This window comes from Actinocorallia longicatena (genome assembly GCF_039534125.1).
Taxonomy (GTDB): Bacteria; Actinomycetota; Actinomycetes; order Streptosporangiales; family Streptosporangiaceae; genus Actinocorallia; species Actinocorallia longicatena.
Genome location: NZ_BAAAUV010000008.1, coordinates 301,886 through 326,742 on the forward strand (window position 1 = coordinate 301,886; position 24,857 = coordinate 326,742).

The window sequence follows — 24,857 nt, forward strand, 5'->3', positions numbered from 1 at the left end:
GGTCCGTTGCAAAGCCACCTGCCCTACTACGCGGGCGCCGACTTCGAAACAGACCCTAAACTCGGAGCATCATGGGCATTCAGATCTCTCCCAGCATCCTGTCCGCCGACTTCGCCCGGCTCGCCGACGAGATCGGCAGGATCTCCGACGCGGCCGACTGGGTCCACGTCGACGTGATGGACAACCACTTCGTCCCGAACCTCACCCTCGGCCTGCCGATCGTGGAGGCGCTGCTCAAGCACAGCGCGATCCCGGTCGACTGCCATCTGATGATCGAGGACCCCGACCGCTGGGCACCGGCCTACGCCGAGGCGGGCGCCAAGAGCGTCACGATCCACGCCGAGGCCGCCCGGGCACCGGTCCGCACGTTGCGGCAGATCCGCTCCGCCGGGGCCCGCGCCTCGCTGGCGCTCAACCCGGCGACCTCGATCGAGCAGTACGAGGACCTGTTCCCCGAGGTCGACATGATCCTTCTGATGACGGTCGAGCCGGGCTTCGGCGGCCAGAAGTTCCTCGACATGGTGCTGCCGAAGGTCCGCAGGACCCGCGAGCTGATCAAGGGCCGCGATCTGGACATCTGGCTTCAGGTCGACGGCGGCGTCTCGGCCGAGACGATCGAGCGCTGCGCCGAGGCGGGCGCCGACGTGTTCGTGGCGGGCAACGCCGTCTACGGGGCCGAGGACCCCGCCGAGGCGGTGCGTTCGCTGCGCGCCCTCGCGGAGAAGGCCACCCACTCTGACCAGCCTTTCGGCTTCGGCAACCGGTGAGCCGAAGACCGTAACACAACCAAGCGCTCGCTTGGCCAAATGTGGCCGTGGTGTTGGTCACGTGGTCCTGGGAATGCCTGACATGGCAGACTGGTTGCAGGATCAGAGACCCTCAAACACCCAGAGGGTCTCGTTTGAGCAAAGCGTGCTCCGGGGTCGGTGTAATTCCGAACCGGCGGTCAAAGTCCGCGACCCGGCCGAAGCCATCGGCCGGTTGAGCCGGTGGAATTCCGGTACCGACGGTGAAAGTCCGGATGGGAGGCAGCGCGCGAGCCGAACCCTGTCCGCACGCCTGCGGCCGGGGGCGGTTTGAATACCCCCGGAGCTCCCCTTATCAGAAGGAGGACAGGGGAGTGTTCACCGGCATCGTCGAGGAACTCGGCGAAATCGTCAGCAAGACCGACGGCCCGGAATCGGCCGTCCTGGAGATCCGTGGCCCGCTGGTCACCTCCGACGCCGTGCACGGCGCGTCCATCGCGGTCAACGGCGTGTGCCTGACCGTGGTCGACCTCAAGGAAGACACCTTCACCGCCGACGTCATGCAGGAGTCGCTGGATCGTTCCTCCCTCGGAGCGCTCGTGGCGGGTTCCCGCGTCAACCTCGAACGTCCCGTCCGCCTCCAGGACCGCCTCGGCGGCCATCTGGTCCAGGGCCACGTGGACGGCGTCGGCGAGATCATCAGCCGCACCCCTTCGGAGAAGTGGGAGATCGTCAGGATCTCCCTTCCGTCCGCGATCACGCGCTACGTGGTCGAGAAGGGCTCGATCACGGTCGACGGCATCAGCCTGACCGTCGTCGAGGCCGCCGAGGACTCCTTCACCGTCAGCTTGATCCCCACCACCCTCGAACTGACGACGCTGGGTCGCAAGGGTCCTGGAGACCCCGTGAACCTCGAAGTCGACGTCGTCGCCAAGTACGTGGAACGCATGATCGGAGCACGGAAGTGACCATCTTCAACACCATCGAAGAGGCCCTTACCGACATTGCCAACGGCAAGGCCGTTGTCGTCGTCGATGACGAGAACCGCGAGAACGAGGGCGATCTCGTCTTCGCGGCCGAGCACGCCACCCCCGAGCTGCTGGCCTTCACGGTCCGCTACACCTCCGGCTACATCTGCGCCCCGCTCACCGAGGCCGACGCCGACCGGCTGAACCTCCCGCCGATGCACCACACCAACCAGGACGTGCGCGGCACGGCCTACACGGTGACGGTCGACGCCTCCGAGGGCGTCTCCACCGGCATCTCGGCGGCCGACCGGGCGCACACGATCCGGCTGCTGGCCGACCCCTCGACGGTCCCGTCCGACCTGCGCCGTCCCGGCCATGTCGTTCCGCTGCGCGCCCGGGACCAGGGGGTCCTGGTGCGCCGCGGGCACACCGAGGCGACCATCGACCTGGCCAGGATGGCGGGGCTGCGCCCGGCCGGCGTCCTGTGCGAGATCGTCAACGACGACGGCACGATGGCCCGGCTGCCCCAGCTGGAGATCTTCGCCAAGGAGCACGACCTCAAGCTGATCTCCATCGAGCAGCTCGTGGAGTACCGCAAGCGGACCGAGTCCCTGGTCTCCCGCGACGCCGAGACCACCATCCCGAACCGGTACGGCTCGTGGCGGGCCGTCGGCTACACCTCCAGGATCGACGGCGGCGAGCACATCGCCATGGTCCTCGGCGACCTCGCCGACGGCCACGACGTCCTCACCCGCGTCCACTCCGAGTGCCTGACGGGCGACGTCCTGCACTCCGAGCGCTGCGACTGCGGCACCCAGCTCGACGCCGCCATGGAGGAGATCTCCAGGGCCGGCCGCGGCGTCGTGGTCTACCTGCGCGGACAGGAGGGCCGGGGCATCGGCCTGATCGCCAAGCTCAAGGCCTACGCCCTCCAGGACGGGGGCGCCGACACCGTCGACGCCAACCTCGAGCTCGGCCACCCGGTCGACGCCCGCGACTACGCCAACGCCGCGAACATCCTCACCGATCTCGGCGTGCGGTCGGTCCGGATCCTCACCAACAACCCGCAGAAGGTCGCGGCGCTGTCGCAGTTCGGCCTGGAGGTCGAAGGCCGCGTCGCCCTCCCGGCACACGTCACCGAGCACAACCGCCGGTACCTGACGGTCAAGCGCGACCGTCTCGGACACGAGATCGAGGGGCTGTAATGAGCGGCGAGGGACGTCCCGAGGACACCACGGTCGAGGCCGCGGGCCTGACCATCGGCATCGTCGCCACCCGCTGGCACGGCCGGATCACCGACCAGCTCCTGGAGCGCGCCGAGGCCGCGGCCAAGGCCTGCGGGATCGACGCCCCCACCGTGGTGCGCGTCGCCGGGGCGCTGGAACTGCCCGTCGTCGCCCAGCAACTCGCCCGTACCCACGACGCCGTGGTCGCGCTCGGCTGCGTCATCAGGGGTGAGACGGCCCACTTCGACTACGTCTGCGACTCGGTCACCGACGGCCTCACCAGGGTCGCCCTCGACGAGTCCACGCCGGTGGGCAACGGCGTCCTGACCACGGACAACATCGCCCAGGCGATCGCCAGGACGGGCCTGCCCGACTCCAGCGAGGACAAGGGATGGGAGTCGGTGGTGGCCGCGCTGGACACCGCGCTGACCCTCAAGCGCCTCAAGGGCCTGTAACGCCCCGTGGTAGTGTCCTGCCTGTTATCGCGCCTTAACGCGCGGACCGGTACTTGCTCGAACCGAGACATGTTCGAAAGGGATGGGAGGCGACTGTGGCCGCGTCACGCGAGGCTATGACCCTGCGAGGTAACGCGCATCACGGTCACATCCGGCACGGCGCGGAGCATCGCTCCTGACGGTCGTCTCCCGGTCACCCTTCCATCCCTTTTCGAAAGGCATCTCCATGCTCTCTCTCGTCCTGCCCAAAGGCTCCCTCGAGAAGGCCACGTTCGAGCTGTTCGGCGCCGCGGATCTGAGCGTCCGGCGGGCCAGTGAACGCGACTACCGCGCCTCGATCGACGACCCGCGCATCGACAAGGTCCGCGTCCTGCGCCCGCAGGAGATCCCGACCTACCTCGAGCAGGGCCTGTTCGACCTCGGCATCACCGGCCGCGACTGGATCTCCGAGACCGACGCCGACGTGGTCTCGCTCGGCGAGCTCAAGTACTCCAAGGCGACCTCGAACCCGGTCAAGGTCATCATGGCGGTCCCGAACGACGCTCCCTGGCAGAAGGTCTCCGACCTGCCGGACGGCGTCCGGATCTCCACCGAGTTCCCCGCGCTGACCGACCGCTTCCTGGCCAAGCACGGCGTCAAGGCCAAGGTCTTCCCGTCCTACGGCGCCACCGAGGCCAAGGTCCCGGACATCGTCGACGTGATCGTCGACCTCACCGAGACCGGCTCGTCGCTGCGCAAGAACGGCCTGCGCATCCTCGACACGCTGCTGACCAGCTACACCGAGCTCGTCGCCAACCGCGCCGCCTACGAGGTGCCCGAGAAGCGGGCCGCGATGGAGGACATCGCGCTGCTGCTCCAGGGCGTCATCCGGGCCCGCGGCAACGTGCTGCTGAAGCTCAACGTGGCGGCCGGCCAGCTCCAGGACGTCCTGAACGTGGTGCCGTCGATGGCGTCGCCGACCGTCACGCCGCTGGCCGGGGGCGAGATGTTCGCCGTCGAGTCCGTGGTCGCGAAGGTCGGCATCAACCGGCTGATCCCGAACGTCAAGGCCGCGGGCGGCCGGGACATCCTCGAGATCCCCATCTCGAAGATCATCGACTAGCTTGTCCTCCACCGTCTGGCGCCCCCGCAGAGCCCGCGCCGTCGCCTACGTGATGGCGACCGCGGTCATGGTCCTCATGATCGGACTGGCCGTCCTGGTGCAGGGCACGTTCAAGCTGCCCGACCGGATCGGCCTCGTCGTCTTCGGCGGGCTGGTCGCGGGGCTGCTGGTCGTGATCGCGCGGGCGAAGGCCGTGGCCGGCCCGGAGGGCCTGACGGTCGTCAACCCGCTGCGGACCCACCGGTTCGAGTGGGCGCAGATCGTCGGGGTGACCTTCCCGCCGGGTGCGCCCTGGCCGTACCTCGACCTCGCCGACGGGCGGAACGTGGGTGTGATGGGCATTCAGGGCTCGGAGGGCGCATCGGCCAGGGAAGCCGTCGAGGAGCTGAAAGTCCTGCTCGAGCGGTACGGAGAGGGTCAAGAGCCCACGCAAGATCGTTGAACCTGTGTGAGAGAGCTCGTCCGGTGGGCAGGGAGCCCGGCGGACGAGCTCTTCTCATGACAGGGGTATCCGATGGTCCTAGCGGCCGACGATCTCAGGCTGGACGTCAACGGCCTGGACTATCTGATCCTCGCGATCTACTTCGCGACCGTCCTGGGCATCGGCTTCGCCGCGCGCGCGACCGTCAGGTCCAGCGTCGACTTCTTCCTCTCCGGACGGTCGCTGCCCGCCTGGATCACCGGCCTGGCCTTCCTGTCGGCCAACCTCGGCGCCACCGAGATCCTCGGGATGGCGGCCAACGGCGCCCAGTACGGCCTGATGACGACGCACTACTACTGGATCGGCGCCGTCCCGGCCATGGTGTTCCTCGGCATCGTGATGATGCCGTTCTACTACCGCTCCGGCGTGCACAGCGTCCCCGACTTCCTGCGGCGCCGCTTCAATCCGCAGACCCAGCTGCTCAACGCGATCTCCTTCGCCCTGGCGCAGGTGCTGATCGCGGGCATCAACCTGTACGCCCTGGCGCTGGTGATGCGGGCGCTGCTGGGCTGGCCGCTGCCCGTCTCGGTGGTCGACGCGGCGATCTTCGTCCTCGTCTACATCACGCTCGGCGGCCTGTCCTCGGCGATCTACAACGAGGTGCTCCAGTTCTTCGTGATCGTCGCGGGCCTGCTGCCGCTGGTGCTGCTCGGCCTCAAGAAGGTCGGCGGGTTCTCCGGCCTGGCCGACAAGATCCGTGAATCGAACCTGGGCGAGGCGGGTCTGCACACCTGGAAGGACACCGGGTTCGGCGACAGCAACCCGATGGACGCCAACTGGCTCGGGCTGCTGCTCGGTCTCGGTTTCGTGCTGTCGTTCGGGTACTGGACCACCAACTTCGCCGAGGTCCAGCGCGGGCTGTCGGCGAAGAACACCACGGCGGCGCGGATGACCCCGATCGTCGCGGCGTATCCGAAGATCATCATCCCGTTCGTGACGGTCGTGCCCGGCATGATCGCGCTGGTCGTCTTCCCGGCGCTGAGCGAGCCGGGCGCCGACTACAACAACGCGATCCCGATGCTGATGGGCGATCTGCTCCCCAACGGCGTCCTGGGCGTCGCGCTGACCGGCCTGGTCGCCTCCTTCATGGCGGGCATGGCGGCCAACGTGTCGGGGTTCAACACCGTCTTCACCTACGACATCTGGCGCCCGTACCTGAAGCCGGGCCGCGACGACGCCTACTACCTCAAGACCGGGCGGGTCATCACGGTGGTCGGCGTGGTCGGCGGCGTCTTCACCGCCTTCATCGCCTCGCAGTACAACAACATCATGGCGTACATGCAGCAGCTGTTCTCCTTCTTCAACGCGCCGCTGTTCGCCACCTTCATCGTCGGCCTGCTGTGGCGGAAGATGACCCCGTGGGCCGGGTTCTGGGGCCTGCTCATGGGCACGGCCAGCGCCGTCACCTCCTACGCGCTGTACGAGCTCGGCCCGCTGAAGGACGTCTACGGCTCGGAGCTGAACGCCAGCTTCTGGAACGCGGGCATCGCCTTCGTCGTGGACGTCGTGGTCTCGATCGTGGTCAGCAAGATGACGCGGCGGACCGTCAAGCCGGACAGCGAGCTCAGGGGCCTGGTGCGCGGCATCCCCTCCGACCACCCCGACGACTCCCACGAGGGCGACGACCGCTGGTACCGCTCGCCGGTCAAGCTCGGCCTCGGCGCGCTCGTCCTGTCCCTCGCCTGCTACATCCCGTTCTGGTAGGAGAATCCGATGAAGAGGCTGCTGGCCAACCTGCTCGACGTCCGTACCGTCATCGGCGGGCTGTTCACCGTCTACGGCGTGATCCTCACGGTGACCGGCCTGCTCGACGAGGCGGAGACCGAGGCCAAGGCGCAGGGCGTCGACATCAACCTGTGGGTCGGCCTCGGCATGCTCGCGGTCGGGATCGGCTTCCTCGGCTGGACCCTCGCCCACCCGCTCGAGCAGGTCACCGAGGTCAAGGAGGACCTCGACTAGGGTCTGTTTCAAAGCCACCTGCCCTATTACGCGACGCCCAGGCACGCGCCTCGCGGGCTTGTCGTCGGTCGCCGGCCCCACACCAGGCCGACTCCCTCCTCCGCACCCCCGAGGCACGCACCTGGACGCCGCTCGCCACGGGCGCCGACTTCGAAACAGACCCTAGGGGCTGGATCTAGATGACCGTCACGGGATGGCGGATGATCGCGGCGAACTGGTAGCCGAGGGTGTTGTGGGGCTGGCCCTTGGACTGGGTGACGCCCGACTCGTCGGTCGCGCGGGCCATCAGCTCGGTCGGGCCGCGGCGCTCGGGCCGCCAGGGGAGCTCCCACTGGGCCCAGGTGTGCGGGCGGCGGTCGCCGACGATCCGCGCCTCGGTCCAGGTGGAGCCGCCGTCGGTGGAGACCTCGACCCGGCGGATCGCGCCGTTGCCCGACCAGGACCGCCCGGTCAGCAGGTGGTCGCAGCCGACGGTGACGCGGGCACCGTGGGGGAGCTCGAAGGCGCTCTTGACCGGCATCGTGGTGAGCGGAGCGCTGCCCTCGGCGGGATGGCCGAGCCCGAACAGCCGGTACAGGTCGGTGCTCCAGGGGGAGTGCAGCTCGCCCGTGGAGACCTCGATGTCGCCGATCCACTTGATGGAGGCGATGCCGACCCAGTCCGGCACGACCAGCCGCATCGGGTAGCCGTGCTCGGGGGTGAGGGGCTCGCCGTTCATCTCGTGGGCGAGCAGCACGTCCTTGACGGCCTTCGCGACGGGCAGCGGGCGGCGGACCCGGCCGAGGTCGCGGCCGTGCTTGAGGTAGGGGTCGTCGAGGCCGCGCGCCATGACGTCGAGGGCGTCCGCGGTGATGCCGGCGGCCTCGAGCACGTGGGACAGCCGGACGCCGCGCCAGCGGGCGACGCCGACGGCGCCGAGCCCCCACGCGGTGCCCTCGACCCGCTGGTTCTGCTGGGAGGTGTAGTAGCTGCGGCCGTTGCCCGCGCACTCGATGAACGCGGTGAGGTCCTCCTGCGGGAACGACAGGAGGTCGTCGTAGGACATCGCCACGGGGCCGTCGCGCAGCCCGTCGCCGTGCAGCCAGAGGGTCCAGGTGGAGACGTCGATCCGGGGGACGTTGGTGTGGGTCCGCACGAAGAACTGCTTGGTGGGGGTGTGGTGCCCCGCTCCGCGCAGCGCCTCCCACCGCGTCTCGAGGTCACCGTCCTCATGCGGCAGCCGCCCGCGCCTCGGCCACGCGTAGGCGGCCTCGTCGGTGAGCTCATCGGACATGTGGTCCCCTCCCGCCTGGAACCAGGATGCGGCGATTTTCCTACAAAGTCAATCGAGATAAAGGATAATCTCCCTCTTGTGATCACTTCGACGGTACGCGTTATCGTCTGATGATGGGGAAGATCGCGGGAATCCTGTTGGCCGCGGGTGCGAGCGTCCGGTTCGGCGAGCCCAAGGCCCTGGTCAGCCTGGACGGCGAGCGCCTGGTCGACCGCGGTGTCCGGGTGCTGCGCGAGGCGGGCTGCGCGCCCGTCCTGGTCGTCACCGGTGCCGCGCCGGTCGAGACGCTGGGCGCGCTCATCGTGCCGAACGCGCACTGGCGCGACGGGATGGGCTCCTCGCTGCGGGCGGGGCTCGAGGCCCTGCCGCCGGACTGCCCCGCCGTGGTCGTGACGCTCGTCGACCAGCCGGGGATCGGGCCCGAGGCGGTGCGCCTGCTCATCGCCGAGCACCGCGCCGGGGCGTCGGCGGTCGCGGCGAGTTTCGGCGGCCGCGGAGCCGAGCCGCTGCTCGTGGCGCGCGAGCACTTCGCCGCGCTGACGGCCTCCGCGGTGGGGGAGGCGGGGCCGCGCTCCTATCTGCACGCCCACCCCGTGACGCTCGTCCCGTGCGACGACGTCGCCTCGCCCGACGACCTCGACAGCCCCGGTGACCTGGAGTCCCTGTTCTGATTTCCGCGCGGGCCGCGGGTATGGGAGATTGGGCGCCATGCGCGCCGGATTCCCCCTGTTGTCCAGTGTTCTCGCGGCCGTGGTCGCCGTCGCAGCCGGGGTGTGGCCCGCGCTGAGGGTGACCGCGTTCGACGGCCTCAGCGGCGCGAAGATGGAGAAGGAGACGGCGAGCCCGTTCGCCGGGAAGACCTGGCCGAAGGCCGCCCCCGGCTCGTTCACCCCCGCCCCCGCCGCGACGGACGGGCTGGCCACGGTGGTGACGCGGATCCAGACCCAGGAGAAGGTCGTCTTCCTGACCATCGACGACGGCTACGAGTACGACGCCGACTTCGTGAAGATGGTGCGCGACCAGGGCGTGCCCATCATGACGTTCCTGACCACGGTCTACGTGCCACAGCACGGACCGTACTTCTGGTCGCTGCAGCACGCGGGCTCGGCGATGGAGAACCACACGGTCAACCACAAGGACCTGAAGTCCCTCGGCCCCGAGGGGCAGAAGACCGAGATCTGCGGCGCGTCCGACACGATCGAGAAGGTCTACGGGCGCCGCCCCACGACCTTCCGGCCGCCGTTCGGCTCCTACAACGACATCACCCGCAGGGTCGTCGGCGAGTGCGGGATGAAGTCCGTCATCCTGTGGTCGGCGGAGTTCTGCAACGGGGCCACGGTCTGCTCACCGAACCGCAAGGAGAACGAGTTCGTGCGCGGCGACGGCGGCACCGGGTTCAAGCCCGGCGACATCATCCTCATGCACTACCGCAAGGGCCTCGCCCAGCAGTTCGGGATGCTGCTCGACTGGATCAAGCAGGCCGGGTACAGGCCCGCCGCGCTCCAGGAGTACCTGCCGGTCCGGCTCGGCGGCAACGCCCCCGACGCCCAGCCCGCGAAACCTTAACCGAGAATCCCGCCCCGATCACGATACGTAACCGCTACCGTCGAAGGAGCCGGTGGGGCAGAGGTCTCTCGCTCCCCAAACCTCCCTATATGCCCCACCGGTCCAGACGCTCCACGGTCCAGAGGCCGCACTGGTCTAGATGCCGTACTGGTCTAGATGCCGCGCATCCGCAGGACCTGGAGGGCGAGGTTGAGGTTGAGCTGAAGGTGCGGGTCCTCGGTGAACGGGCCGAGCATGCGTTCCAGCTTGCCGATGCGGTACCGCAGCGTGTTGTAGTGGAAGTGCAGCCGGCGCGCGGTCTCGGCGACGTTCAGGTTGGTCTCGAGCAGGACCTGGAGGGTGCGGCGCAGGTCGGCGGCCTCGGGGTCGACGTCGGTGGCCAGGTCGCCGAGGGTCTCGCGGACGAAGGCGTGCAGTTCCTCGGTGTTCTCGACCAGGCTCAGCAGCCGGTAGACGCCGAGGGAGTCGAACGGGGCGATCTCGCCGGGGCCGTGGAGCTGGCGGCCGACCCGGACGGCCTTGCCCGCCTGGTCGTAGGCGTCGGGCAGGGCCGAGGGGTCCTCGGCGGGGCGGCTGATGCCGGTCGTGAAGACCAGGCCCTCGACCGTCTTGACCTCGCGGACCATGCCGCCGACGAGGTCGTGGACCTCGCCGCCGGGCGGCAGGCCGAGGACGGCGACGACCTCGTGGGCGAAGGAGGCCACGGCCGCGGTGCGGTCGCGGCGGCGGACGGCGGCCGTCCAGGCGGCGGCGAGCCTCTCCTGCGCTGACTTGGCGCCGTCGTCGTCGTCCTCGTCGAGGTCGAGTGAGGCGACCAGGACGACCACCGGACGGTCGAGGTCCCAGCCGAACCCGGCGCAGTGGGCGACCACGCGGTCGTCGTCTCCGGCGCGCCCGGCCAGCACGTCGCGCAGGAAGTCGGCCCGGTACTTGGACTCGACGGCCGCGACGGCCTGCTGCTTGGTGAGCACGAGCGCGGCCACGGTCGCCGCCCGCTCCAGGATGCCGACCTCGGTCTCGCTGAGCGTGCCGCCCGGGCAGTAGGCGGCGATGACGCCCTGGTCGAGCCCGCCCGCGGCGATCGGCACGACGACCCTGTCGCCGTGCAGCCCGTGGTCGTTGTGGGCCTCCAGCCAGTCCTGGAGCTCGTCGAGGTCCCTGCGGGTGCCCGCCGCGGACAGCAGCCGCTCGTCGTCGTCGAGGGCCAGCACCGCGCCCTCCAGCAGGACGGCCAGCTCGTCGCAGACCTCCTGGAGCCCGCCGCCGGCCAGGACGATCTGCACCAGCGCCCGGTGCACCTCCTCGGTGCGGGCGAGGATGGCGGCCTGCCGGTTGAGGATGTCGGTCAGGACCTGGTTGAGGATGTCGTCGAAGCCGACGTCCTCGGGGAGCTGGATCAGGGGGAAGCCGAGCCGGTCGGCCTGGGCGAGCATCTCGGCGGGGAGTTCGTCAAGATATGCCCCCGGCTTGACGGCGAGCGCCGCGACGCCCCGCTCGTTGAGTCCCGCGACGAGGTGCCCGAGGGCGGCGGGCCTGTTGCGCAGCGGGTAGCCCGTGGTGAGCAGGAGCTCGTTGGGTTTCACCCAGGCCAGGACGTCGGGGACCTCCATGACGTTGAGGCGCTGGACGATGCGGCCGAGGCCGGCCTCGCCCGCCATGAGTTTGGCCTCGGCGAGAGTGGACACTCCCAGGACCTCGCTGACAGGGAGGCCGTAGGTGAGGGTTCCGGTGCTGGCCAGGCGCAGGCGTGGCGGGACGTTGTGCGTCTCGCCGGCGCGGCGCGTCCAGAGGTCCGTTCGGGATTCCATGACGCGAATAACCCTCACAAGAAAGACGAAGAAAGACAAGTCCTCTTGGCAACTTCTTCCATACGGCGATCTTGGTGTGACGGGTTAACGTCCAGCCAACGCCAACCCAACGGAGGGGCTTTCCGGTGACCATTCCGCAGCTTGTCATGGCTGAGTCCAGCCCCGAGCCGACCCGCGCGCCGGTTCCCGGAGCTGCGAGCCTGGCGGTACGGGAGGCGGTGGAGCGGCCGAGAAGAGCCGCCAAGGTCATCGCGGTGTTCCCCAGCTCCGTGTACCTCCAGCTCAAGAGCGGTAACGAGCCGCGCGTGGTGGCCCTGGTCGGGTCCGAGTCCGTGGCCCGCCCGGCGAACGCGATCGTCGTGCCGTCCAACGGCAGGTGGGGCCCGTTCGCCGGGGTCCGCGAAGGCGACGACGGCTGGGTGGGCGACGGCCACGCCGAGGCGGGGACCCTGCGCGTGCGCGTGAAGCGCTGGTGGGACCCGAGCCCCGTGCTGGGCCCCGTGTCGACCTCGCGGCTGAGGCAGGGCGCGATGCAGCTCGAGTCCGGCCTGGACGTCTCCTCGTGCGGGCTGGCCGGGCACCCGGGGCCGCGCCTGCTGGCCGAGCGCTGCGCCGCGGGCGACCTCGCGCACGCCGTCCTCGCGGCGGAGAAGATCGTGGGCCTCGGGCCGGGCCTGACCCCGAGCGGCGACGACGTCATCGCGGGCCTGCTGCTGTCGCTGCGCCTGCTCGGCGGCTCCCTCGACGGCGGCTCGCGCGCCATCTGGCTGGCCGACTGGCTCGGCGCGGCGGTCACCGCCGACGCCCAGACCCGCACCACGTCGCTGTCGGCGTCGCTGCTGCACTGCGCGGCGCGCGGGCAGGCCGCGGGCGAGGCGGCCGCGGTGCTGAGAGGTCTCGCGGGCCAGGAGTCCCTGGTCCCGGCCGTGCGCCGGCTGATGAGCACGGGCCGCAACTCCGGCCCCGACGTCGCCTGGGGCCTGCTGGCCGGATGCAAGGCGACGCTCTCCCTCTGCGAGGCCGCGGCCTCCCGCCGAGTCACTGCATGACCGAGGCTGTTCAGGTTCGGGGCTCAGGGGCCTTCCTCGAGGCCCTCGCCGTGGTGCGGCGGGGGCGTGACGTGGCGCTGCCGGGGGAGGAGCTGACGCTCACCCAGGAGATCGCGCTCAAGGACGAGGCGGCCCGGCACGGCGCCCTCGTGCTCGGGCCGGGTTCGCATCCCGGACGGCTGGGATCGGGCCGCTGCGGCGTCGTCGGGGTCTCCCCGGTCGCCACCGACCGGATCCTCGTCCTCCTGGCGGCGTCGGGGGAGGGCGGGCGGCTGCTGTCGGTCGGCAGCAGGGATCTTTCGGCCGCGGTGTGCGGCCGCTCAACGCTCCAGGCTTTGGCAGCTCTTGACGCAGACCCCGCCATCGCGCTGATCGTCATCGCCGCCGAACCGCCCACTCCTGAGGTGTCCGCTCTGCTCCGGGAGGCGGCGCGCCGTTTGGCAACACCTGTGGTCTCGGCCGCCCCCGGCGAGGAGGAGTCGGCGCTCGCCCGCCTGGAGGCCTGACCGTTGGGCGATTTCCGCCATGCCCCTATCGCAGATCGCGGACGAGGACGCGCCGGAGGTTGCCGCCGAGGATCTTCGCGACGGCCTCTCCGGAGTGGCCCCGCTCGCGGAGCCTCCCGGCCAGGAGCGGGAAGCCGCGCGGGCCGGAGAGGCCGGGCAGTTCCGCGTTCACGTCGAACCCGGCGCCGTCGAAGGGCTCCTCACAGCAGGGCGGGGTCACGTCGGCGAGGACTTCGCGGATGAAGTCGGGGCCGAGGCCGACCTGGTCGGCGCCCGCCACGGCGGCGACGTGCTCGATGTGCTCGGCGAGCCGGTCGAGGGTGTAGCCGGACGGGTCGTCGGCGAGGAAGCCGGGCAGGAAGTTCACGCACACGATCCCGCCGGTGGCCGCGATGCCGCGGATCTGCTCGTCGGTGAGGTTGCGGTGATGGTCGCGGAGCGCCCGGGCGCTGGAGTGGGTGGCGATGACCGGCCTGGTCGCCAGCTCCAGGACGTGCTCCACCCCGCTCGCACCCAGGTGGGAGACGTCGAAGACGATGCCGAGGCGTTCCATCTCGGCCAGCGCCTCGACCCCGGCGGCGGTCAGCCGGCTGCCGGTGGCGTCCTCGCCGCTGCCGTCGGCCAGCGGCGTCCTGCCCCAGTGGGCGATGGAGGCGACGCGGACCCCGAGCCGGTGCACGGTGGCCAGCAGCTCGACGTTCGCGTCGAGGCCGGGTGCGCTCTCCAGAGCCAGGACCAGTGCGATCCGGTCCTGGGCGAGGGCGGCCTCGATCTGAGCGCCGTCCAGGCAGAGGCTGACCTCGCCGGGGTTGCCCTCGGCGATCCGGTGCGCGCACTCGATCATCCGCAGGGTCTCGCGGAGCGCGCCCTCGGGCCGGAAGACGTCGTCGATGAAGACGGGGAGGATCTGCAGCCGCACCCCGCCCGCGCGGAGCTGGGGCAGCCACCGCTCGGCGAAGAAGGACGCCCAGCGGCGCGGGGGCCGGGCGGCGACCGCCATGAGCAGGTCGTTGTGGGCGTCGGCCACCAGGGCCCCGGCGTCAGGCGCGTCCGGCATCGGTGCTCCCCTCGATCACTTTCATTCTCGCAAGGTGAGACGGCTCACCCTCGACAGGGCCCGGGTGGGCGTGGTCCCATGGGCCCGACGGATTTTCGTACACTGTAAGGGGGCTGGATGAGCACCGCGGTGATCCACTGCAAGGACGGCGACCACACGCTCGACCTGATGGACCGCGAGGTCGTGGCCGAACGGCTGCTCAGCACGTCGCGCAAGCACTCCTTCGACCCCGACGTCGACGTCGCGTGGGACACCCCGGTCGAACCCGATCGCTTCTTCATGCCGCCCGAGTGCGTGTCGCTGTTCGAGACACCGCTGTGGGACGGGCTGACCCGGGCGCAGCGGATCGAGCTGTCCCGGCGGGAGCTGGCCAGCACGATGTCCTACGGCATCTACGCCGAGCTCATGCTGATGCAGGCCCTGGTGCTGCACGCCTGGCGGCGCGAGGTCGACAGCAAGGACGTCGCCTACGCCCTCACCGAGATCGCCGACGAGTGCCGTCACTCGATGATGTTCGCGCGGCTGATCCGCACCCTGGGCCTGCGCGCCACCCGGCCGCCTCAGTGGATGTACCAGGCGGGCAAGGTCATCGGCGGGATCTACCAGCCCGTCCAGAAGTTCTCGATGGTGCTGGTCGTCGAGGAGACCACCGACACCCTCCAGCGGGCGATCATGGCCGACTCCGACCTCCAGCCGCTCGTCCGGCAGGTCTGCAAAATCCATGTCATCGAGGAGTCACGCCACATCAAGTACGCGCGGGAGGAACTGAAGCGCCAGGTCGCGAACCTGTCGCCGGCCCGGCGCCGCGCCTACGCGCTGATGATCAGCCCGGGGGCGTACGAGATCTCGCGGGCGCTCATCCATCCGTCCTGCTACAGCGGGATCGGGCTCGATCCGAAGGAGGCCGCGCGGGCCGCGGCGGCCAGCCCGCACCGGCGCGAGACCGTCGCCTGGATGTTCCGCCGGACGATGGGTTTCTTCGAGGAGGTGGGTCTCCTGGACGGCCCGGCTAGGAAAGTGTGGCAGCACTACGGGATCTTGCAGCCCTGACGTTCCGGGACAATGGTCACCATGACTCTGTCGGGGACCCAGTACACGATCGCCTCGGGACCGTACGAGGCGGTGATCACCGAGCAGGGCGCGGGCCTGCGCTCCCTCACCTGGGACGGGCTGCCGCTCATCCTTCCCCACGATCCCGACGAGGTGACCCCCGCCGGGTTCGGGCAGCTCCTGGCGCCGTGGCCGAACCGCGTCGACCACGGCACCTACACCTTCGAGGGCGTCGCGCAGCGGCTGGAGATCAACGAGCCGAGCCGTGAGACGGCCATCCACGGGCTGGTCCGCTGGGAGTCATGGAACCTCGCCGAACGGACGGATTCCTCGGTGACGCTCACCCACCGGCTGCTGGGCCGGCCGGGTTACCCCTTCCGCCTCGACCTCACCGCGGTGTACACCCTGGCCGCCGACGGCCTGAACGTGCGGCTGTCGGCGACCAACTCCGGCACCCGCAACGCCCCCTACGGCCAGAGCGCCCACCCCTACCTGACCGTGGGCCTGCCGCTGGACGAGTGCGTGGTGACCTTCGGCGGCGTCCGCTACCAGCCGGTCAACGAGCGGCTGATCCCCTCGGGCCTGCCGGTGCCCGTCGCGGGGACCCCGCTCGACCTGTCGGCGGGCGGCGTGTTCGGCGACCGGCGCATCGACACCGCCTACACCGACCTGCCCTTCAGCGACGGCAGGACCTGGGTCGGCCTGTCCGGTGGCGGACGGACCGTGGGGCTGTGGGCCGACGAGTCCCACCCGTGGCTCCAGCTCTACACCGCCGACGACCTCGGCGGCGGCGACCGCAGGGCGGGCATCGCGGCCGAGCCGATGACGTGCCCGCCGAACGCCTTCAACTCAGGTGTCGATCTGATCACTCTCAAGCCGGGGGACACTTTTGGCGGATCTTGGGGGATCATCTCCTTGTGAACCTCAGCGTGACGAAGACCGACGACCTGACGGAGCGGTTCCGCGCCGCCACCGCCGCCCACGCCCGCCGTCACCCGGGACGGGTCGAAGGCCGTCAACCCGTGCACACCGTGTTCGTCCCGGCGGACCGGTTCTCCCGGACGACCGCGCCCGACCTGGGCGCCGAGGCTCTCCGCCTGCTGAACAAGCACACGCCGGGAGACGGCTCGTTCGGCGCCACCTTCATGCTCGACCCGTCCCTGGCCGGGGTGATCCGCGCCAGGGTCGCGGCGAAACTCGCCAAGGATCCGGTCGAGGACCTGCGCATCGACTTCTCCGACGCCTACGGCGCCCGTCCCGACGATGAGGAGGACGCCGACATCGCGCAGGTCGTCGAGGCCGTCGCGGGCGCCTACCAGTCGCAGCAGCTGCCCCACTTCTGGGGGATCCGGGTCAAGTCGCTGGCGTCGGCCGCGCGGTCGCTGCGCACCATCGACGGCTTCCTGACCTCGCTCCGCGACCGGCTGGGACGGCTGCCGGGCGGGTTCGTCATCGGCGTCCCCGACGTCCTCGGGCCCGACCAGGTGATGGTGTTCGCCGACTACCTCGACCGGCTGGAGTCCTCGCTGGGCCTGCCGTCGAAGACCCTGCACTGCGAGCTCCAGCTCGACCATCCGTCGGCGCTGCCGGTGGCCGCCGACATCCTCAAGGCCGCGGCGGGACGCGTCCAGACCCTGCACTTCGGCGCGACCTCCTACGCCCTCGCGCTCGACCTCCCGCCGGAGCAGCAGCGGCTGGACCACCCGGCCTGCGACCACGCCCGCCACCTCCTCCAGGTAGCGACGGCCGACACCCCCGTGCGGCTGTCGGACGGCCCGCCGAACCTCTCCCCGCGCGACGACGGCGCCGACGAGGTCACCTCCACCTGGCAGACCCACTCCAAGCAGGTCCGCCACTCCCTCAACCACGGCTACTACCAGGGCTGGGACCTCCACCCGGCCCACCTGCCGGCCCGCTACGCCACCCTCTACGACTTCCACCTGACCGGAGCCGAAGAGGCCATCGGCAAGATCCGCGCCTGGCAGGCCTCCGGCACCCCGCCCACCACCACCATCCAGTCCCTCACGGCCCGCCTCAAGCGAGGCATCGCCTGCGGCGCCCTGGACCCCTCCGCGCTCTAGTTCTTCACTTCTTCACCCGGCCCGAGAACTCTTTCGGGGGCCGCGGGTGAAGACGGGGAGACCGTGCCGATTCGCCTCGCACGGATGAACCCCGGAGAACGGAGCCGCATGACTGCAGGGAGCGGGAGCGCGCCGCCCGACGACGCGTCCTTGATCGAGCAGTCCCGGCATGAGCCCGAGGCCTTCGCCGGCCTCTACGACCGTCATGCCGCGCCGATCCACCGGTACGTGGCGCGGCGGCTCGGTGACCAGGCCGCCGACGACCTGGTCGCCGAGACCTTCCTCGCCGCGTTCCGGCAGCGGTCGCGCTACGACCTCGCCCGGCCGGACGCCCGTCCGTGGCTGTACGGGATCGCGGCGAACCTGATCGGCAAGCACCGGAGATCGGAGGTCCGGATGCTGCGGGCGCTGGCCCGCACCGGCGTCGACCCGGTCGTGGAGTCCCACACCGAGCGCAGCGACGCGAAGGTGAGCGCGGGCGCGGTGTCCCGGGCGCTGGCGGAGGCCCTCGGGGGCCTCTCCGCCGGTGACCGGGAGGTGCTGCTGCTCGTGGCCTGGGCGGACCTGACCTACGAGCAGGCCGCCGAGGCGCTGGGCATCCCGATCGGGACGGTCAGGTCCCGGCTGAGCAGGGCTCGAAGAAAAGTACGCGAGGCGCTGGGCGGATGCGATCCGACGATCCCCCAAGAGGAGTTCTCCCGATGAACGACATCGATCAGGTGCGCGCCTTCCGCGCCGAGGTTCCGCTCGCCGACCGGGGCGGCCTCGCTCCCGGCCGGGCGCTGCTGCTGGCGGAGGCCGCCCGGCCCGCGCCCCGTCTCCGTCCGGCCTGGCGGCTGGGCCTGGCCGCGACGGCCGCCGCCGCCGTTCTCGCCGCCGGAATCGTGGTGCTCGGCGACGCGGGTACGGACGGGATGAGGCCGGTGAGCGTCGGCCGGTTCCTGGAGTCCGCCGCCGCGGCGGCCGAGAAGGAGCCCGACGTGCGCCCGGGACCGCACCAGTGGCTCTACACCAAGGTCTACCAGCCGCAGGGCGAGCACCTCCCGGAGTGGACGCACCACACGGAGTCCTGGCAGCGGTTCGACGGGCTGAAGACCGCCACCCGCGACCCCGGCCCGGACGACTCGGGCAAGCTGCGGATCCGGGACGAGAAGTGGGTGAAGCACAACACCGACAGCGAGGAGCGCACGCCCACCCAGTGGTACGACTACTTCCGCACCCTCCCCAGGGACCCGGCCGCGCTGCTGGCCTTCATGACGAAGCGCGCCGACTCCTACATGGCCGAGTGGAAGCAGACCTTCCCGTCGGCGGACGAGCGCGACCAGTGGGTGTTCCGGCGGCTCAGCGGCTTCCTCGACGACGGCGCCACCCTGCCGAAGTCGATGCGCGCCACCATCTACCGCGCCGTCGCGAAGATCCCGGGCGTCACCGTCAAGGAGGGCACGGCCGACTCCCTCGGCCGCCCCGGCATCTCGGTGATCCGCACCTCCGCCTCCCCGGGCCGCCACGCCGAGGAGTTCATCCTCGCCAAGGGCACCTACTCCTACCTCGGCTGGCGCGTCGTCGCCACCGCCGACCACACCCTCCCCGCGCCCGCCGTCAAGGCGGGCCACGCGTCCCCGTCACCGTCCCCGGGCGGCACCGCCCCCGACCTCACCATCAAGGCGGGAACCGTCCTGGCCGACCAGTCCCTCGAAGCCTCGGGCCTCGTCCCCGCCCCCGGCGACCGCCCCTGACCCGCTCCTGAAGGGCCGGACGCCGTCCGGCCCTTCAGGACGGCCCGGCGAAGGCCTCCCCGAGCACCGCACCCTCCCGCGAGATCAACGCGGCTATTTTGGCGGGATGCGGCTGCTGACGTTGAACGTGCTGATGCGGGGAGAGCGGCGGGCCCGGTTGCGGGTGCTGGGCGGGCTGCTGGACGCCTACGACGTGGTGTGCCTCCAGGAGCTGGTGTTCCGGGCCGATATCGGGCTGGTGGGCGGGGGGTTCGCGCATCGGGTGGCCGAGGGGAGGGGGCTGGTCCGGGGCGGGCTGGTCGTGCTGTCGCGGTGGCCGGTGGGCGGGGGCGGGTTCCGGGGGTACGCGGTGGGGCGGCCGGTGCGGGGGGAGTGGCTGATGCGCAAGGGCGTCCAGCGGGTGGAGGTGCGGGCGCCCTTCGGGGACGTGACCGTGGTGAACACCCATCTGACGGCCAACCGGGACGGGGACTGGTCGGCGGGGAACCGGTACTCGGGGGTGCAGCGGGGGGAGCTGGCGCGGCTGGGGGAGGTCGTCGCCGGGATCGGCGGACGGGTGGTCGTCGCCGGGGACTTCAACGTGCCGCGGGAGTCGTCCGAGCTCGCCGCGTTCGCGGCGGCGGCCGGGGTCACCGACCTTTTGGAGGGGCGGACCGAACCGACCTTCCGGCCGACGGCGAAATGGCCGTCGCCGCCCGCCCTCGACCAGGTCTACACGCGCGGGCTGAAGGGACGGGCCCGGCTCGTCATGCGCGACGAGGTGCGCCTGGCGCGCGGCCGCACCGCCTACCTCTCCGACCACTTCGGGATCGCCGCCGAACTCCAACCCCCATAGTCTCCGATGCCCGGACGCCGCCGGAATCGGCCGTTACGGTACGGGCATGGCGATCGGTGCTGGGGAACTGGTGGCGGGGCGGTACGAGGTGGTGTCGCTCCTCGGCCGGGGCGGCATGGGCGTGGTGTGGCTCGCCGTCGACCAGCGGCTGCACCGCGAGGTGGCGCTCAAGCAGCTCACCCTGCCCGACGGGCTCGTGGAGCCGCTGCGCGGGCGCCTGTTCGCCCGGATGGAACGCGAGGCGCTGGCCGCGGCGAGGCTCAAGCATCCGGGCATCGTCACCGTCCACGACCAGGTCGCCGACGACGAGGGGCTGCCCTGGATCGTCATGGAACTCGTCGACGGCCGGTCGCTGGAGGACCTCCTCGCCGAGCGGGGACGCCTGCCGCCCGCCGAGGTGGCCGGGATCGGCGTCCAGATGCTGGCGGCGCTGCGCGTCGCCCACACCGCGGGCGTCGTGCACCGCGACGTGAAACCCGCGAACGTCCTCCTCGAGGGCGACCGGGTCGTCCTCACCGACTTCGGCATCGCCGCGGTCGACGGCGAGGCCAAGCTCACCCACACCGGATCGCTGCTGGGCACGCCGAGCTACATGTCGCCCGAGCAGGTCGCCGCCGCGCCGGTCACCGCGGCGACGGACCTGTGGTCCCTCGGCGCGACCCTCTACACGGCCGTCGAGGGCAGGGCGCCGTTCGAGGCCGCCGCCCCCAGCGCCCTGTTCCTGGCCATCAACCGCGGCGTCCCCGCCCCCGGCGAGCACGCGGGTCCGCTCGCGCCCCTCCTCGGCGGGCTGCTGCGCAAGGACCCCGCCGCCCGGATGACGGCGGAGGAGGCCGACACGCTCCTGCGCGCCGTCGCCGGCGGAGCCGAGGTCCCGCGCACCCGCAGCGAGGCCGCGGCCCCCGCCGAACCCGTCCGCGGCCCCTCCCGCCGGACCTTCATCGCCGCCGCGGCGGCCACCGGCCTGGCCGCGGCCGCCGTGCCCGTCCTCGTCTACGCGCTCGGCGACGACGATCCGAAGACCCCGAAGCGCCCCTCCGCGGTCCCCGCGACGAGCACGCCCCCGCTCCCGGTCACGGCACGGCTGCGCGCCACCCTGACCGGCCACAGGAAGGACGTCTACTCGGTGGCGTTCAGCCCGGACGGGAAGACCCTCGCGACCGGCGCCACCGACAAGACGGTCAAGCTCTGGGACGTCGCGAGCGGGGCCCTCATCACCACCCTGACCGGCCACCGGGACTCGGTGTTCGCCGTCGCGTACAGCCCCGACGGCACCCTCCTGGCCTCCGGCGGATCCGACCGCACCGTCCGCCTGTGGAACACCGCCGACCACACCCTCAGGACCACCCTGACCGACCACGACAACTCGGTCTTCGCGGTCGCGTTCAGCCCCGACGGCGCCACCCTCGCCTCCGGCAGCGCCGACAAGACCGTCAAGCTCTGGGACGTCGCGGGGAACACCGTCACGACCCTCGCCCGCCACAAGGACGACGTCTACGCGGTCGCGTTCAGCCCCGACGGCGCCACCCTCGCCTCCGGCAGCACCGACAAGACCGCCAAGCTGTGGAACATCCCCGCCCGCTCCCTGATCACGACCCTCGACGACTTCGAGAACTGGGTCCTGTCCGTGGCGTTCAGCCCCGACGGCACCACCCTGGCCACCGGCAGCGGAGAGAACACCGTGAAGCTGTGGAACGCCGCCACCCACGCCCTCACCGCCACCCTGTCCGGCCACGAGGACGACGTCTACGCCCTCGCCTACAACCGCGACGGCACCCTCCTGGCGACGGCCAGCACCGACCGCCGCGCCAAGCTCTGGAACACCGCGGACCGCACCCTCATCACCACGCTCACCGCCCACAAGGAGGACGTCTACACCGTCGCCTTCGCCCCCGACGGCACGACCCTCGCGACGGGGAGCGCCGACGACACCGCGATCCTCTGGACGACGTCCTGAGCCCGCCGGGAAGGGCCGTCGTGAGAGTTCCGTTGCGGGAAAGAGGCGGAATCGGCGCCGTCCGCTGCCTACCGTGAGTGCCACGGGGTTCCGCGACAGGACGGATGCTTGCTCATGGCGAGGCGACGCATCGGGGCCGTTTTGCTCACCATCACACTGCTGACCGGGTGCGAGGACGCCGGGGGCGACCCGGCGGACGCCGACCCCACGGCACGACCCGACACGAGGAAGGACCGGACGGTCCAGGGCCAGGGCCCGAAGAACAAGAACGATCCGGGCACCCGGAGGAAACCGGAGCCGGAGAAGAAGAACTACCCCTGGAGCCTGCCCGGCGGCGACAACGGCCTTGAGGCAGCCGTCGGCCCCATCTACCAGGACATCATCGACGGCAAGTGCGACGCCGCCGAGGAGATCCTCGAGGGAAACCTCTCCCTCGGCGAGGATGCGATCTCCCCCATCGACCTGAACGAAGCGACGATCCTGCGCGCGGGTATCGCGATGTGCCGGGGCGACGAGACGGCGGCGCTGCGCCTGTTCAAGGCCTACCGCTTCCCCGGCTATCCGGAGTCCGGCTGGTACTCCTGCCAGATCTACGCCGTCGCCGGGAGCGTCCTGCTCCACCGGGCCCCCTCGACGATCGCTCGCTGCCCCGCCGACCATCCCGGCGGCGACGGCCCGGGGAAGCCCACCGACGACCAGTCCCCTTCCGAGACCGCCGATCCCGGCGACACCGATCCGGACACCGGCGATCCGAACACCAGCGATCCGGACACCGGCGACCAGGGCGGCGATGACCAGGGCGGCGGAGATCCGGTGCTGCAGGGAGACGGCGGCGGAGGACGCGTTCGGTGACCGGGCCCGCGCCCCAGGAGGATCCCGCCGAGGCGGCACCGGGCGGCGGCTCGATGGTCCGGTGGATCATCGGGCTCGTCGCCAACATCACGGTCATCACCGCGCTGCTGGTGTACTTCGGCTGGCAGCGCGACTACGTGATGGCCGGGCGGATCGGCATCGACGAGGACGTCCTGGGCCAGTCCACGCGCGACTACCTGCTCAGGAGCGTCGGCCCGGCCCTGACCCTGCTGCTGACCGTCGCGGCGTGCGGCCTGGCGTGGCTCCAGTTCGACCGGCTGCTCGCGGCCCGGCTGCGTTCCCCCGACCCCGCCGACCGCCCGGCGCGCGTCCTGCTGATCGCCCTCAGCGCGGCCTGGATCGCCATGCCCGCCGCCGCCTGGCTGCTCGGCCAGGCGGCCGCCGGGCTCGACCTCACGGCGCTGCGGGAGCTGATGTTCGTGCTGTGGCCGTTCAGCATCGGCGGCGGGCTCCTGCTCACCTACTACGGCTCCCACTTGCGCGGCACCATTCCCGAGGGCAGGGATCCGCTGTTCCAGGCGATGGTCCTCATCGTCGTCCTGGTCACCCTGTTCTGGGGCACCTCCAACTACGCGACGCTGCGCGGGTACGCCCTGGCCGAGAGCCTCGCCGACGGCGTCCACCGGCTCAGCGCCGTGACGGTCTACAGCCAGAAGCGCCTCTTCCTTTCCGCGCCCGGTGTCACCGAGACCCCGCTGACCGGCAAGAACGCCGCCTACAGCTACCGCTACGCCGGGCTCCGCCTGCTCGCCCGCAGCGGAGGCCGCTCCTTCCTCGTCGCCGACTCCTGGAGCCCGGGAAACGGCCCGGTCATGGTCCTGTCGGAGAAGGACCCGCTGCGCATGGAGTTCTCGAAGAAGCCCTGACCCGCCCGCTCCCGGCATGCGTCGATGAGGTCAGGGGCGGGCCAGTCGCGCCCACACCCACTTCCCGGCCGGAGGGGACGGCCGGTAGCCGCAGTCCGCCGACAGCGCCCGGACGATCGGCAGCCCCCAGCCGCCGCCTTCGTTCCACGCCTCGGCGGTGGTCGCGTCGAGTTCGCCGAGGGTCAGTTCCCGGACGGCACGGGCCCGGGGCAGGGCCGGGCTCGGATCCCAGAGCTGGACGAGCAGACCTGCGCGATCGCGCACCCCGGGCAGGACGGTCCGTTCCGCCTGATCAGTTTGGAGGAGCGGGACGTGGTCTATGCAGGGGCGGCGAGAGGCGGCAGGCCTATGGGAGAACCTTCCGAGGCTCGTGAGCTCGCCATAGATTTCGACCGGATCGCTGAGAAGTCCCTGACCGCCGCGGATACCAGGGCGCTGATCGAACGACAGTTGGAGGTCTTCGAATGAGCATTGTCTGGCGGAAGAGTTCGCACAGCAGCGGCGTGAACGACGAGGCATGCGTGGAGCTGGCAGAGTCTCGGGCGACCGTGGCGGTGCGGGATTCGAAGAATCCGCGGCTCGGGCATTTCACGTTGAGCGGGCGGCAGTTCGCCGGGCTCGTCGGCGGCGTCAAGCGCGGCTGAGGAACGACGGCGGGGGAGTGATGGTCACGGAGTATCGGCGGCGGATGCGTGAGCGGCTGCTGTCGGCTCCGGTCGTCCCCGCTCCGCCGCCCTGGGAGCCGGTGCTCGACAGCAGGACGCCGATCGGCGGGCTGCTGGGCATCGGCTTCGCCGTTCATCCCAGGGACGGCCGTGACCTCGTCATGGTCGTCTCCGCGGACGGTCACGGGCTCTTCGACGCGTCCACCGGCGAGAAGATCGCCCGGGATCGCGATCCCGATCCCGAGACCAGCACACCCGACGCCTCATCGGACCTGACCTGCCCCGGCCTGGGCCCGGTCGCGGGCACCCGGGTGCACATCGCCGGGCTCTTCGGCGGCGGCCTCCATCACACGACGCCTGATGGCTGGGCTCTGGACGTCGTCACTCCCGAGTGGCCTGACGACCGCGTCCTGCTCTCCTTCGGTGGCGACATCCACACCGACATGCCGGGAGACGGCTGGTGGCACGTCCTCCACGTCTCCTGCTCGACGTTCCGCGCCGCCGGGTTCTCCCCGTCAGGCCGCACTCTCGCGGTCGCCACCAGCAGCGATCTCACCCTCTGGACGCGGCCGTCTCTCACCGTTCCGCGAGAGTGACC

General features: G+C 71.0%; 28 protein-coding genes and 1 riboswitch. Of the genes, 24 read left to right on the forward strand and 4 right to left on the reverse strand.

Features of this window, described 5'->3' with window-relative positions; all coding sequences use genetic code 11:
- Positions 1–71: 71 nt before the first annotated feature.
- From rpe to ABD785_RS19360, 8 genes are all read left to right on the forward strand, one after another.
- Positions 72–767, forward strand: a complete 696-nt coding sequence (gene rpe / locus ABD785_RS19325) for a ribulose-phosphate 3-epimerase (RefSeq protein ID WP_344829986.1) — start codon at positions 72–74, stop codon at positions 765–767.
- A gap of 141 nt (positions 768–908) precedes the next feature.
- Positions 909–1,039: riboswitch (FMN riboswitch) on the forward strand.
- A gap of 81 nt (positions 1,040–1,120) precedes the next feature.
- Complete coding sequence (locus ABD785_RS19330) at positions 1,121–1,714, forward strand: riboflavin synthase (RefSeq protein ID WP_344829989.1); 594 nt, start codon at positions 1,121–1,123, stop codon at positions 1,712–1,714.
- Positions 1,711–2,919: a bifunctional 3,4-dihydroxy-2-butanone-4-phosphate synthase/GTP cyclohydrolase II gene (locus ABD785_RS19335; protein WP_344829992.1), complete on the forward strand. Its 1,209-nt coding sequence runs from the start codon at positions 1,711–1,713 to the stop codon at positions 2,917–2,919. The genes ABD785_RS19330 and ABD785_RS19335 overlap by 4 nt, the downstream gene beginning before the upstream one ends.
- Positions 2,919–3,395, forward strand: coding sequence for a 6,7-dimethyl-8-ribityllumazine synthase (gene ribH / locus ABD785_RS19340; RefSeq protein ID WP_344829994.1), 477 nt, complete (start codon positions 2,919–2,921; stop codon positions 3,393–3,395). Before ABD785_RS19335 ends, ribH begins: the two co-directional genes overlap by 1 nt.
- A 226-nt stretch (positions 3,396–3,621) precedes the next feature.
- Positions 3,622–4,497, forward strand: coding sequence for an ATP phosphoribosyltransferase (gene hisG / locus ABD785_RS19345; protein ID WP_344829997.1), 876 nt, complete (start codon positions 3,622–3,624; stop codon positions 4,495–4,497).
- A 1-nt stretch (position 4,498) separates the two neighbouring features.
- Entirely contained in the window at positions 4,499–4,939 is a 441-nt protein-coding gene (locus tag ABD785_RS19350; protein ID WP_344830000.1) for a PH domain-containing protein, read from the forward strand.
- Positions 4,940–5,011: 72 nt separating this feature from the next.
- A complete protein-coding gene (locus tag ABD785_RS19355) occupies positions 5,012–6,682 on the forward strand; it encodes a sodium:solute symporter family protein (RefSeq protein ID WP_344830003.1) in 1,671 nt (556 codons plus the stop codon).
- A 9-nt stretch (positions 6,683–6,691) separates the two neighbouring features.
- Positions 6,692–6,937, forward strand: coding sequence for a hypothetical protein (locus ABD785_RS19360; RefSeq protein ID WP_344830006.1), 246 nt, complete (start codon positions 6,692–6,694; stop codon positions 6,935–6,937).
- A 175-nt stretch (positions 6,938–7,112) separates the two neighbouring features.
- On the opposite strand, the gene ABD785_RS19365 is transcribed toward ABD785_RS19360, so the two are convergent.
- The gene (locus ABD785_RS19365; protein ID WP_344830009.1) at positions 7,113–8,210 is read right to left on the reverse strand and encodes a sulfite oxidase; all 1,098 of its coding nucleotides are present in this window, start codon (positions 8,208–8,210) and stop codon (positions 7,113–7,115) included.
- A 113-nt stretch (positions 8,211–8,323) separates the two neighbouring features.
- Here ABD785_RS19365 and ABD785_RS19370 point away from each other — a divergent pair, with 113 nt between their 5' ends.
- Both ABD785_RS19370 and ABD785_RS19375 read left to right on the forward strand, forming a co-directional pair.
- Positions 8,324–8,881 carry a nucleotidyltransferase family protein gene (locus tag ABD785_RS19370; RefSeq protein WP_425547796.1) on the forward strand — a complete coding sequence of 186 codons (558 nt, stop codon included), beginning with the start codon at positions 8,324–8,326 and terminating at the stop codon, positions 8,879–8,881.
- A 37-nt stretch (positions 8,882–8,918) separates the two neighbouring features.
- Positions 8,919–9,776 carry a polysaccharide deacetylase family protein gene (locus tag ABD785_RS19375; protein WP_344830014.1) on the forward strand — a complete coding sequence of 286 codons (858 nt, stop codon included), beginning with the start codon at positions 8,919–8,921 and terminating at the stop codon, positions 9,774–9,776.
- A gap of 152 nt (positions 9,777–9,928) precedes the next feature.
- Here the strand turns inward: ABD785_RS19375 and ABD785_RS19380 are convergent, their stop codons facing one another.
- Complete coding sequence (locus ABD785_RS19380; protein WP_344830016.1) at positions 9,929–11,584, reverse strand: PucR family transcriptional regulator; 1,656 nt, start codon at positions 11,582–11,584, stop codon at positions 9,929–9,931.
- Positions 11,585–11,730: 146 nt separating this feature from the next.
- Here ABD785_RS19380 and ABD785_RS19385 point away from each other — a divergent pair, with 146 nt between their 5' ends.
- Both ABD785_RS19385 and ABD785_RS19390 read left to right on the forward strand, forming a co-directional pair.
- Positions 11,731–12,633, forward strand: coding sequence for an oxamate carbamoyltransferase subunit AllH family protein (locus ABD785_RS19385; protein ID WP_344830018.1), 903 nt, complete (start codon positions 11,731–11,733; stop codon positions 12,631–12,633).
- On the forward strand, positions 12,630–13,139 hold the full coding sequence (locus ABD785_RS19390) for an AllF/FdrA family protein (RefSeq protein ID WP_344830021.1): 510 nt from the start codon (positions 12,630–12,632) through the stop codon (positions 13,137–13,139). Before ABD785_RS19385 ends, ABD785_RS19390 begins: the two co-directional genes overlap by 4 nt.
- 25 nt (positions 13,140–13,164) lie before the next feature.
- Here the strand turns inward: ABD785_RS19390 and ABD785_RS19395 are convergent, their stop codons facing one another.
- Positions 13,165–14,196: a dipeptidase gene (locus ABD785_RS19395; protein WP_344830024.1), complete on the reverse strand. Its 1,032-nt coding sequence runs from the start codon at positions 14,194–14,196 to the stop codon at positions 13,165–13,167.
- A gap of 117 nt (positions 14,197–14,313) precedes the next feature.
- Between ABD785_RS19395 and ABD785_RS19400 the strand changes: the two genes are divergently transcribed.
- The 9 genes from ABD785_RS19400 to ABD785_RS19440 all read left to right on the forward strand — a co-directional run bounded on the left by ABD785_RS19400 (position 14,314) and on the right by ABD785_RS19440 (position 23,594).
- Positions 14,314–15,246, forward strand: coding sequence for an AurF N-oxygenase family protein (locus tag ABD785_RS19400; RefSeq protein WP_344830027.1), 933 nt, complete (start codon positions 14,314–14,316; stop codon positions 15,244–15,246).
- 21 nt (positions 15,247–15,267) lie between these two features.
- Positions 15,268–16,167 (forward strand): aldose 1-epimerase family protein, encoded by a 900-nt coding sequence (locus ABD785_RS19405; RefSeq protein ID WP_344830029.1) that lies wholly within the window; start codon positions 15,268–15,270, stop codon positions 16,165–16,167.
- Positions 16,164–17,327 carry a DUF6986 family protein gene (locus ABD785_RS19410; protein WP_344830031.1) on the forward strand — a complete coding sequence of 388 codons (1,164 nt, stop codon included), beginning with the start codon at positions 16,164–16,166 and terminating at the stop codon, positions 17,325–17,327. Before ABD785_RS19405 ends, ABD785_RS19410 begins: the two co-directional genes overlap by 4 nt.
- A gap of 108 nt (positions 17,328–17,435) precedes the next feature.
- Entirely contained in the window at positions 17,436–18,032 is a 597-nt protein-coding gene (locus ABD785_RS19415; RefSeq protein ID WP_344830033.1) for an RNA polymerase sigma factor, read from the forward strand.
- The gene (locus ABD785_RS19420) at positions 18,029–19,063 is read left to right on the forward strand and encodes a CU044_5270 family protein (RefSeq protein ID WP_344830035.1); all 1,035 of its coding nucleotides are present in this window, start codon (positions 18,029–18,031) and stop codon (positions 19,061–19,063) included. Before ABD785_RS19415 ends, ABD785_RS19420 begins: the two co-directional genes overlap by 4 nt.
- Before the next feature lie 106 nt (positions 19,064–19,169).
- Positions 19,170–19,898, forward strand: coding sequence for an endonuclease/exonuclease/phosphatase family protein (locus tag ABD785_RS19425; protein ID WP_344830037.1), 729 nt, complete (start codon positions 19,170–19,172; stop codon positions 19,896–19,898).
- A 46-nt stretch (positions 19,899–19,944) separates the two neighbouring features.
- Positions 19,945–21,855 carry a WD40 repeat domain-containing serine/threonine protein kinase gene (locus ABD785_RS19430; RefSeq protein WP_344830040.1) on the forward strand — a complete coding sequence of 637 codons (1,911 nt, stop codon included), beginning with the start codon at positions 19,945–19,947 and terminating at the stop codon, positions 21,853–21,855.
- A gap of 114 nt (positions 21,856–21,969) precedes the next feature.
- Complete coding sequence (locus ABD785_RS19435; protein ID WP_344830042.1) at positions 21,970–22,707, forward strand: hypothetical protein; 738 nt, start codon at positions 21,970–21,972, stop codon at positions 22,705–22,707.
- Complete coding sequence (locus ABD785_RS19440) at positions 22,704–23,594, forward strand: hypothetical protein (protein WP_344830045.1); 891 nt, start codon at positions 22,704–22,706, stop codon at positions 23,592–23,594. The genes ABD785_RS19435 and ABD785_RS19440 overlap by 4 nt, the downstream gene beginning before the upstream one ends.
- 30 nt (positions 23,595–23,624) lie before the next feature.
- On the opposite strand, the gene ABD785_RS19445 is transcribed toward ABD785_RS19440, so the two are convergent.
- Complete coding sequence (locus ABD785_RS19445; protein WP_344830048.1) at positions 23,625–23,858, reverse strand: ATP-binding protein; 234 nt, start codon at positions 23,856–23,858, stop codon at positions 23,625–23,627.
- Positions 23,859–23,906: 48 nt separating this feature from the next.
- Here ABD785_RS19445 and ABD785_RS41355 point away from each other — a divergent pair, with 48 nt between their 5' ends.
- From ABD785_RS41355 to ABD785_RS19455, 3 genes are read left to right on the forward strand one after another with little or no spacing between them, the layout of a single operon-like run.
- Positions 23,907–24,062: a hypothetical protein gene (locus ABD785_RS41355; protein ID WP_425547790.1), complete on the forward strand. Its 156-nt coding sequence runs from the start codon at positions 23,907–23,909 to the stop codon at positions 24,060–24,062.
- On the forward strand, positions 24,059–24,238 hold the full coding sequence (locus ABD785_RS19450) for a DUF397 domain-containing protein (protein ID WP_344830050.1): 180 nt from the start codon (positions 24,059–24,061) through the stop codon (positions 24,236–24,238). The genes ABD785_RS41355 and ABD785_RS19450 overlap by 4 nt, the downstream gene beginning before the upstream one ends.
- Before the next feature lie 20 nt (positions 24,239–24,258).
- Positions 24,259–24,855 carry a hypothetical protein gene (locus ABD785_RS19455; RefSeq protein ID WP_344830053.1) on the forward strand — a complete coding sequence of 199 codons (597 nt, stop codon included), beginning with the start codon at positions 24,259–24,261 and terminating at the stop codon, positions 24,853–24,855.
- Positions 24,856–24,857: the final 2 nt, after the last annotated feature.

Excerpts from the sequence above, each read along its gene's own strand:
- ribH (WP_344829994.1), top strand. The coding sequence starts at position 2,919 with ATGAGCGGCGAGGGACGTCCCGAGGACACCACGGTCGAGGCCGCGGGC.
- ABD785_RS19430 (WP_344830040.1), top strand. The coding sequence starts at position 19,945 with ATGGCGATCGGTGCTGGGGAACTGGTGGCGGGGCGGTACGAGGTGGTG.
- ABD785_RS19415 (WP_344830033.1), top strand. The coding sequence starts at position 17,436 with ATGACTGCAGGGAGCGGGAGCGCGCCGCCCGACGACGCGTCCTTGATC.
- ABD785_RS19455 (WP_344830053.1), top strand. The coding sequence starts at position 24,259 with ATGGTCACGGAGTATCGGCGGCGGATGCGTGAGCGGCTGCTGTCGGCT.
- ABD785_RS19380 (WP_344830016.1), bottom strand. The coding sequence starts at position 11,584 with ATGGAATCCCGAACGGACCTCTGGACGCGCCGCGCCGGCGAGACGCAC.
- ABD785_RS19375 (WP_344830014.1), top strand. The coding sequence starts at position 8,919 with ATGCGCGCCGGATTCCCCCTGTTGTCCAGTGTTCTCGCGGCCGTGGTC.
- ABD785_RS19370 (WP_425547796.1), top strand. The coding sequence starts at position 8,324 with ATGGGGAAGATCGCGGGAATCCTGTTGGCCGCGGGTGCGAGCGTCCGG.
- ABD785_RS19395 (WP_344830024.1), bottom strand. The coding sequence starts at position 14,196 with ATGCCGGACGCGCCTGACGCCGGGGCCCTGGTGGCCGACGCCCACAAC.
- ABD785_RS19420 (WP_344830035.1), top strand. The coding sequence starts at position 18,029 with ATGAACGACATCGATCAGGTGCGCGCCTTCCGCGCCGAGGTTCCGCTC.
- ABD785_RS19450 (WP_344830050.1), top strand. The coding sequence starts at position 24,059 with ATGAGCATTGTCTGGCGGAAGAGTTCGCACAGCAGCGGCGTGAACGAC.
- rpe (WP_344829986.1), top strand. The coding sequence starts at position 72 with ATGGGCATTCAGATCTCTCCCAGCATCCTGTCCGCCGACTTCGCCCGG.
- ABD785_RS19390 (WP_344830021.1), top strand. The coding sequence starts at position 12,630 with ATGACCGAGGCTGTTCAGGTTCGGGGCTCAGGGGCCTTCCTCGAGGCC.
- ABD785_RS19360 (WP_344830006.1), top strand. The coding sequence starts at position 6,692 with ATGAAGAGGCTGCTGGCCAACCTGCTCGACGTCCGTACCGTCATCGGC.
- ABD785_RS19405 (WP_344830029.1), top strand. The coding sequence starts at position 15,268 with ATGACTCTGTCGGGGACCCAGTACACGATCGCCTCGGGACCGTACGAG.
- ABD785_RS19425 (WP_344830037.1), top strand. The coding sequence starts at position 19,170 with ATGCGGCTGCTGACGTTGAACGTGCTGATGCGGGGAGAGCGGCGGGCC.
- ABD785_RS19365 (WP_344830009.1), bottom strand. The coding sequence starts at position 8,210 with ATGTCCGATGAGCTCACCGACGAGGCCGCCTACGCGTGGCCGAGGCGC.
- ABD785_RS19385 (WP_344830018.1), top strand. The coding sequence starts at position 11,731 with ATGGCTGAGTCCAGCCCCGAGCCGACCCGCGCGCCGGTTCCCGGAGCT.
- ABD785_RS19435 (WP_344830042.1), top strand. The coding sequence starts at position 21,970 with ATGGCGAGGCGACGCATCGGGGCCGTTTTGCTCACCATCACACTGCTG.
- hisG (WP_344829997.1), top strand. The coding sequence starts at position 3,622 with ATGCTCTCTCTCGTCCTGCCCAAAGGCTCCCTCGAGAAGGCCACGTTC.
- ABD785_RS19400 (WP_344830027.1), top strand. The coding sequence starts at position 14,314 with ATGAGCACCGCGGTGATCCACTGCAAGGACGGCGACCACACGCTCGAC.
- ABD785_RS19355 (WP_344830003.1), top strand. The coding sequence starts at position 5,012 with ATGGTCCTAGCGGCCGACGATCTCAGGCTGGACGTCAACGGCCTGGAC.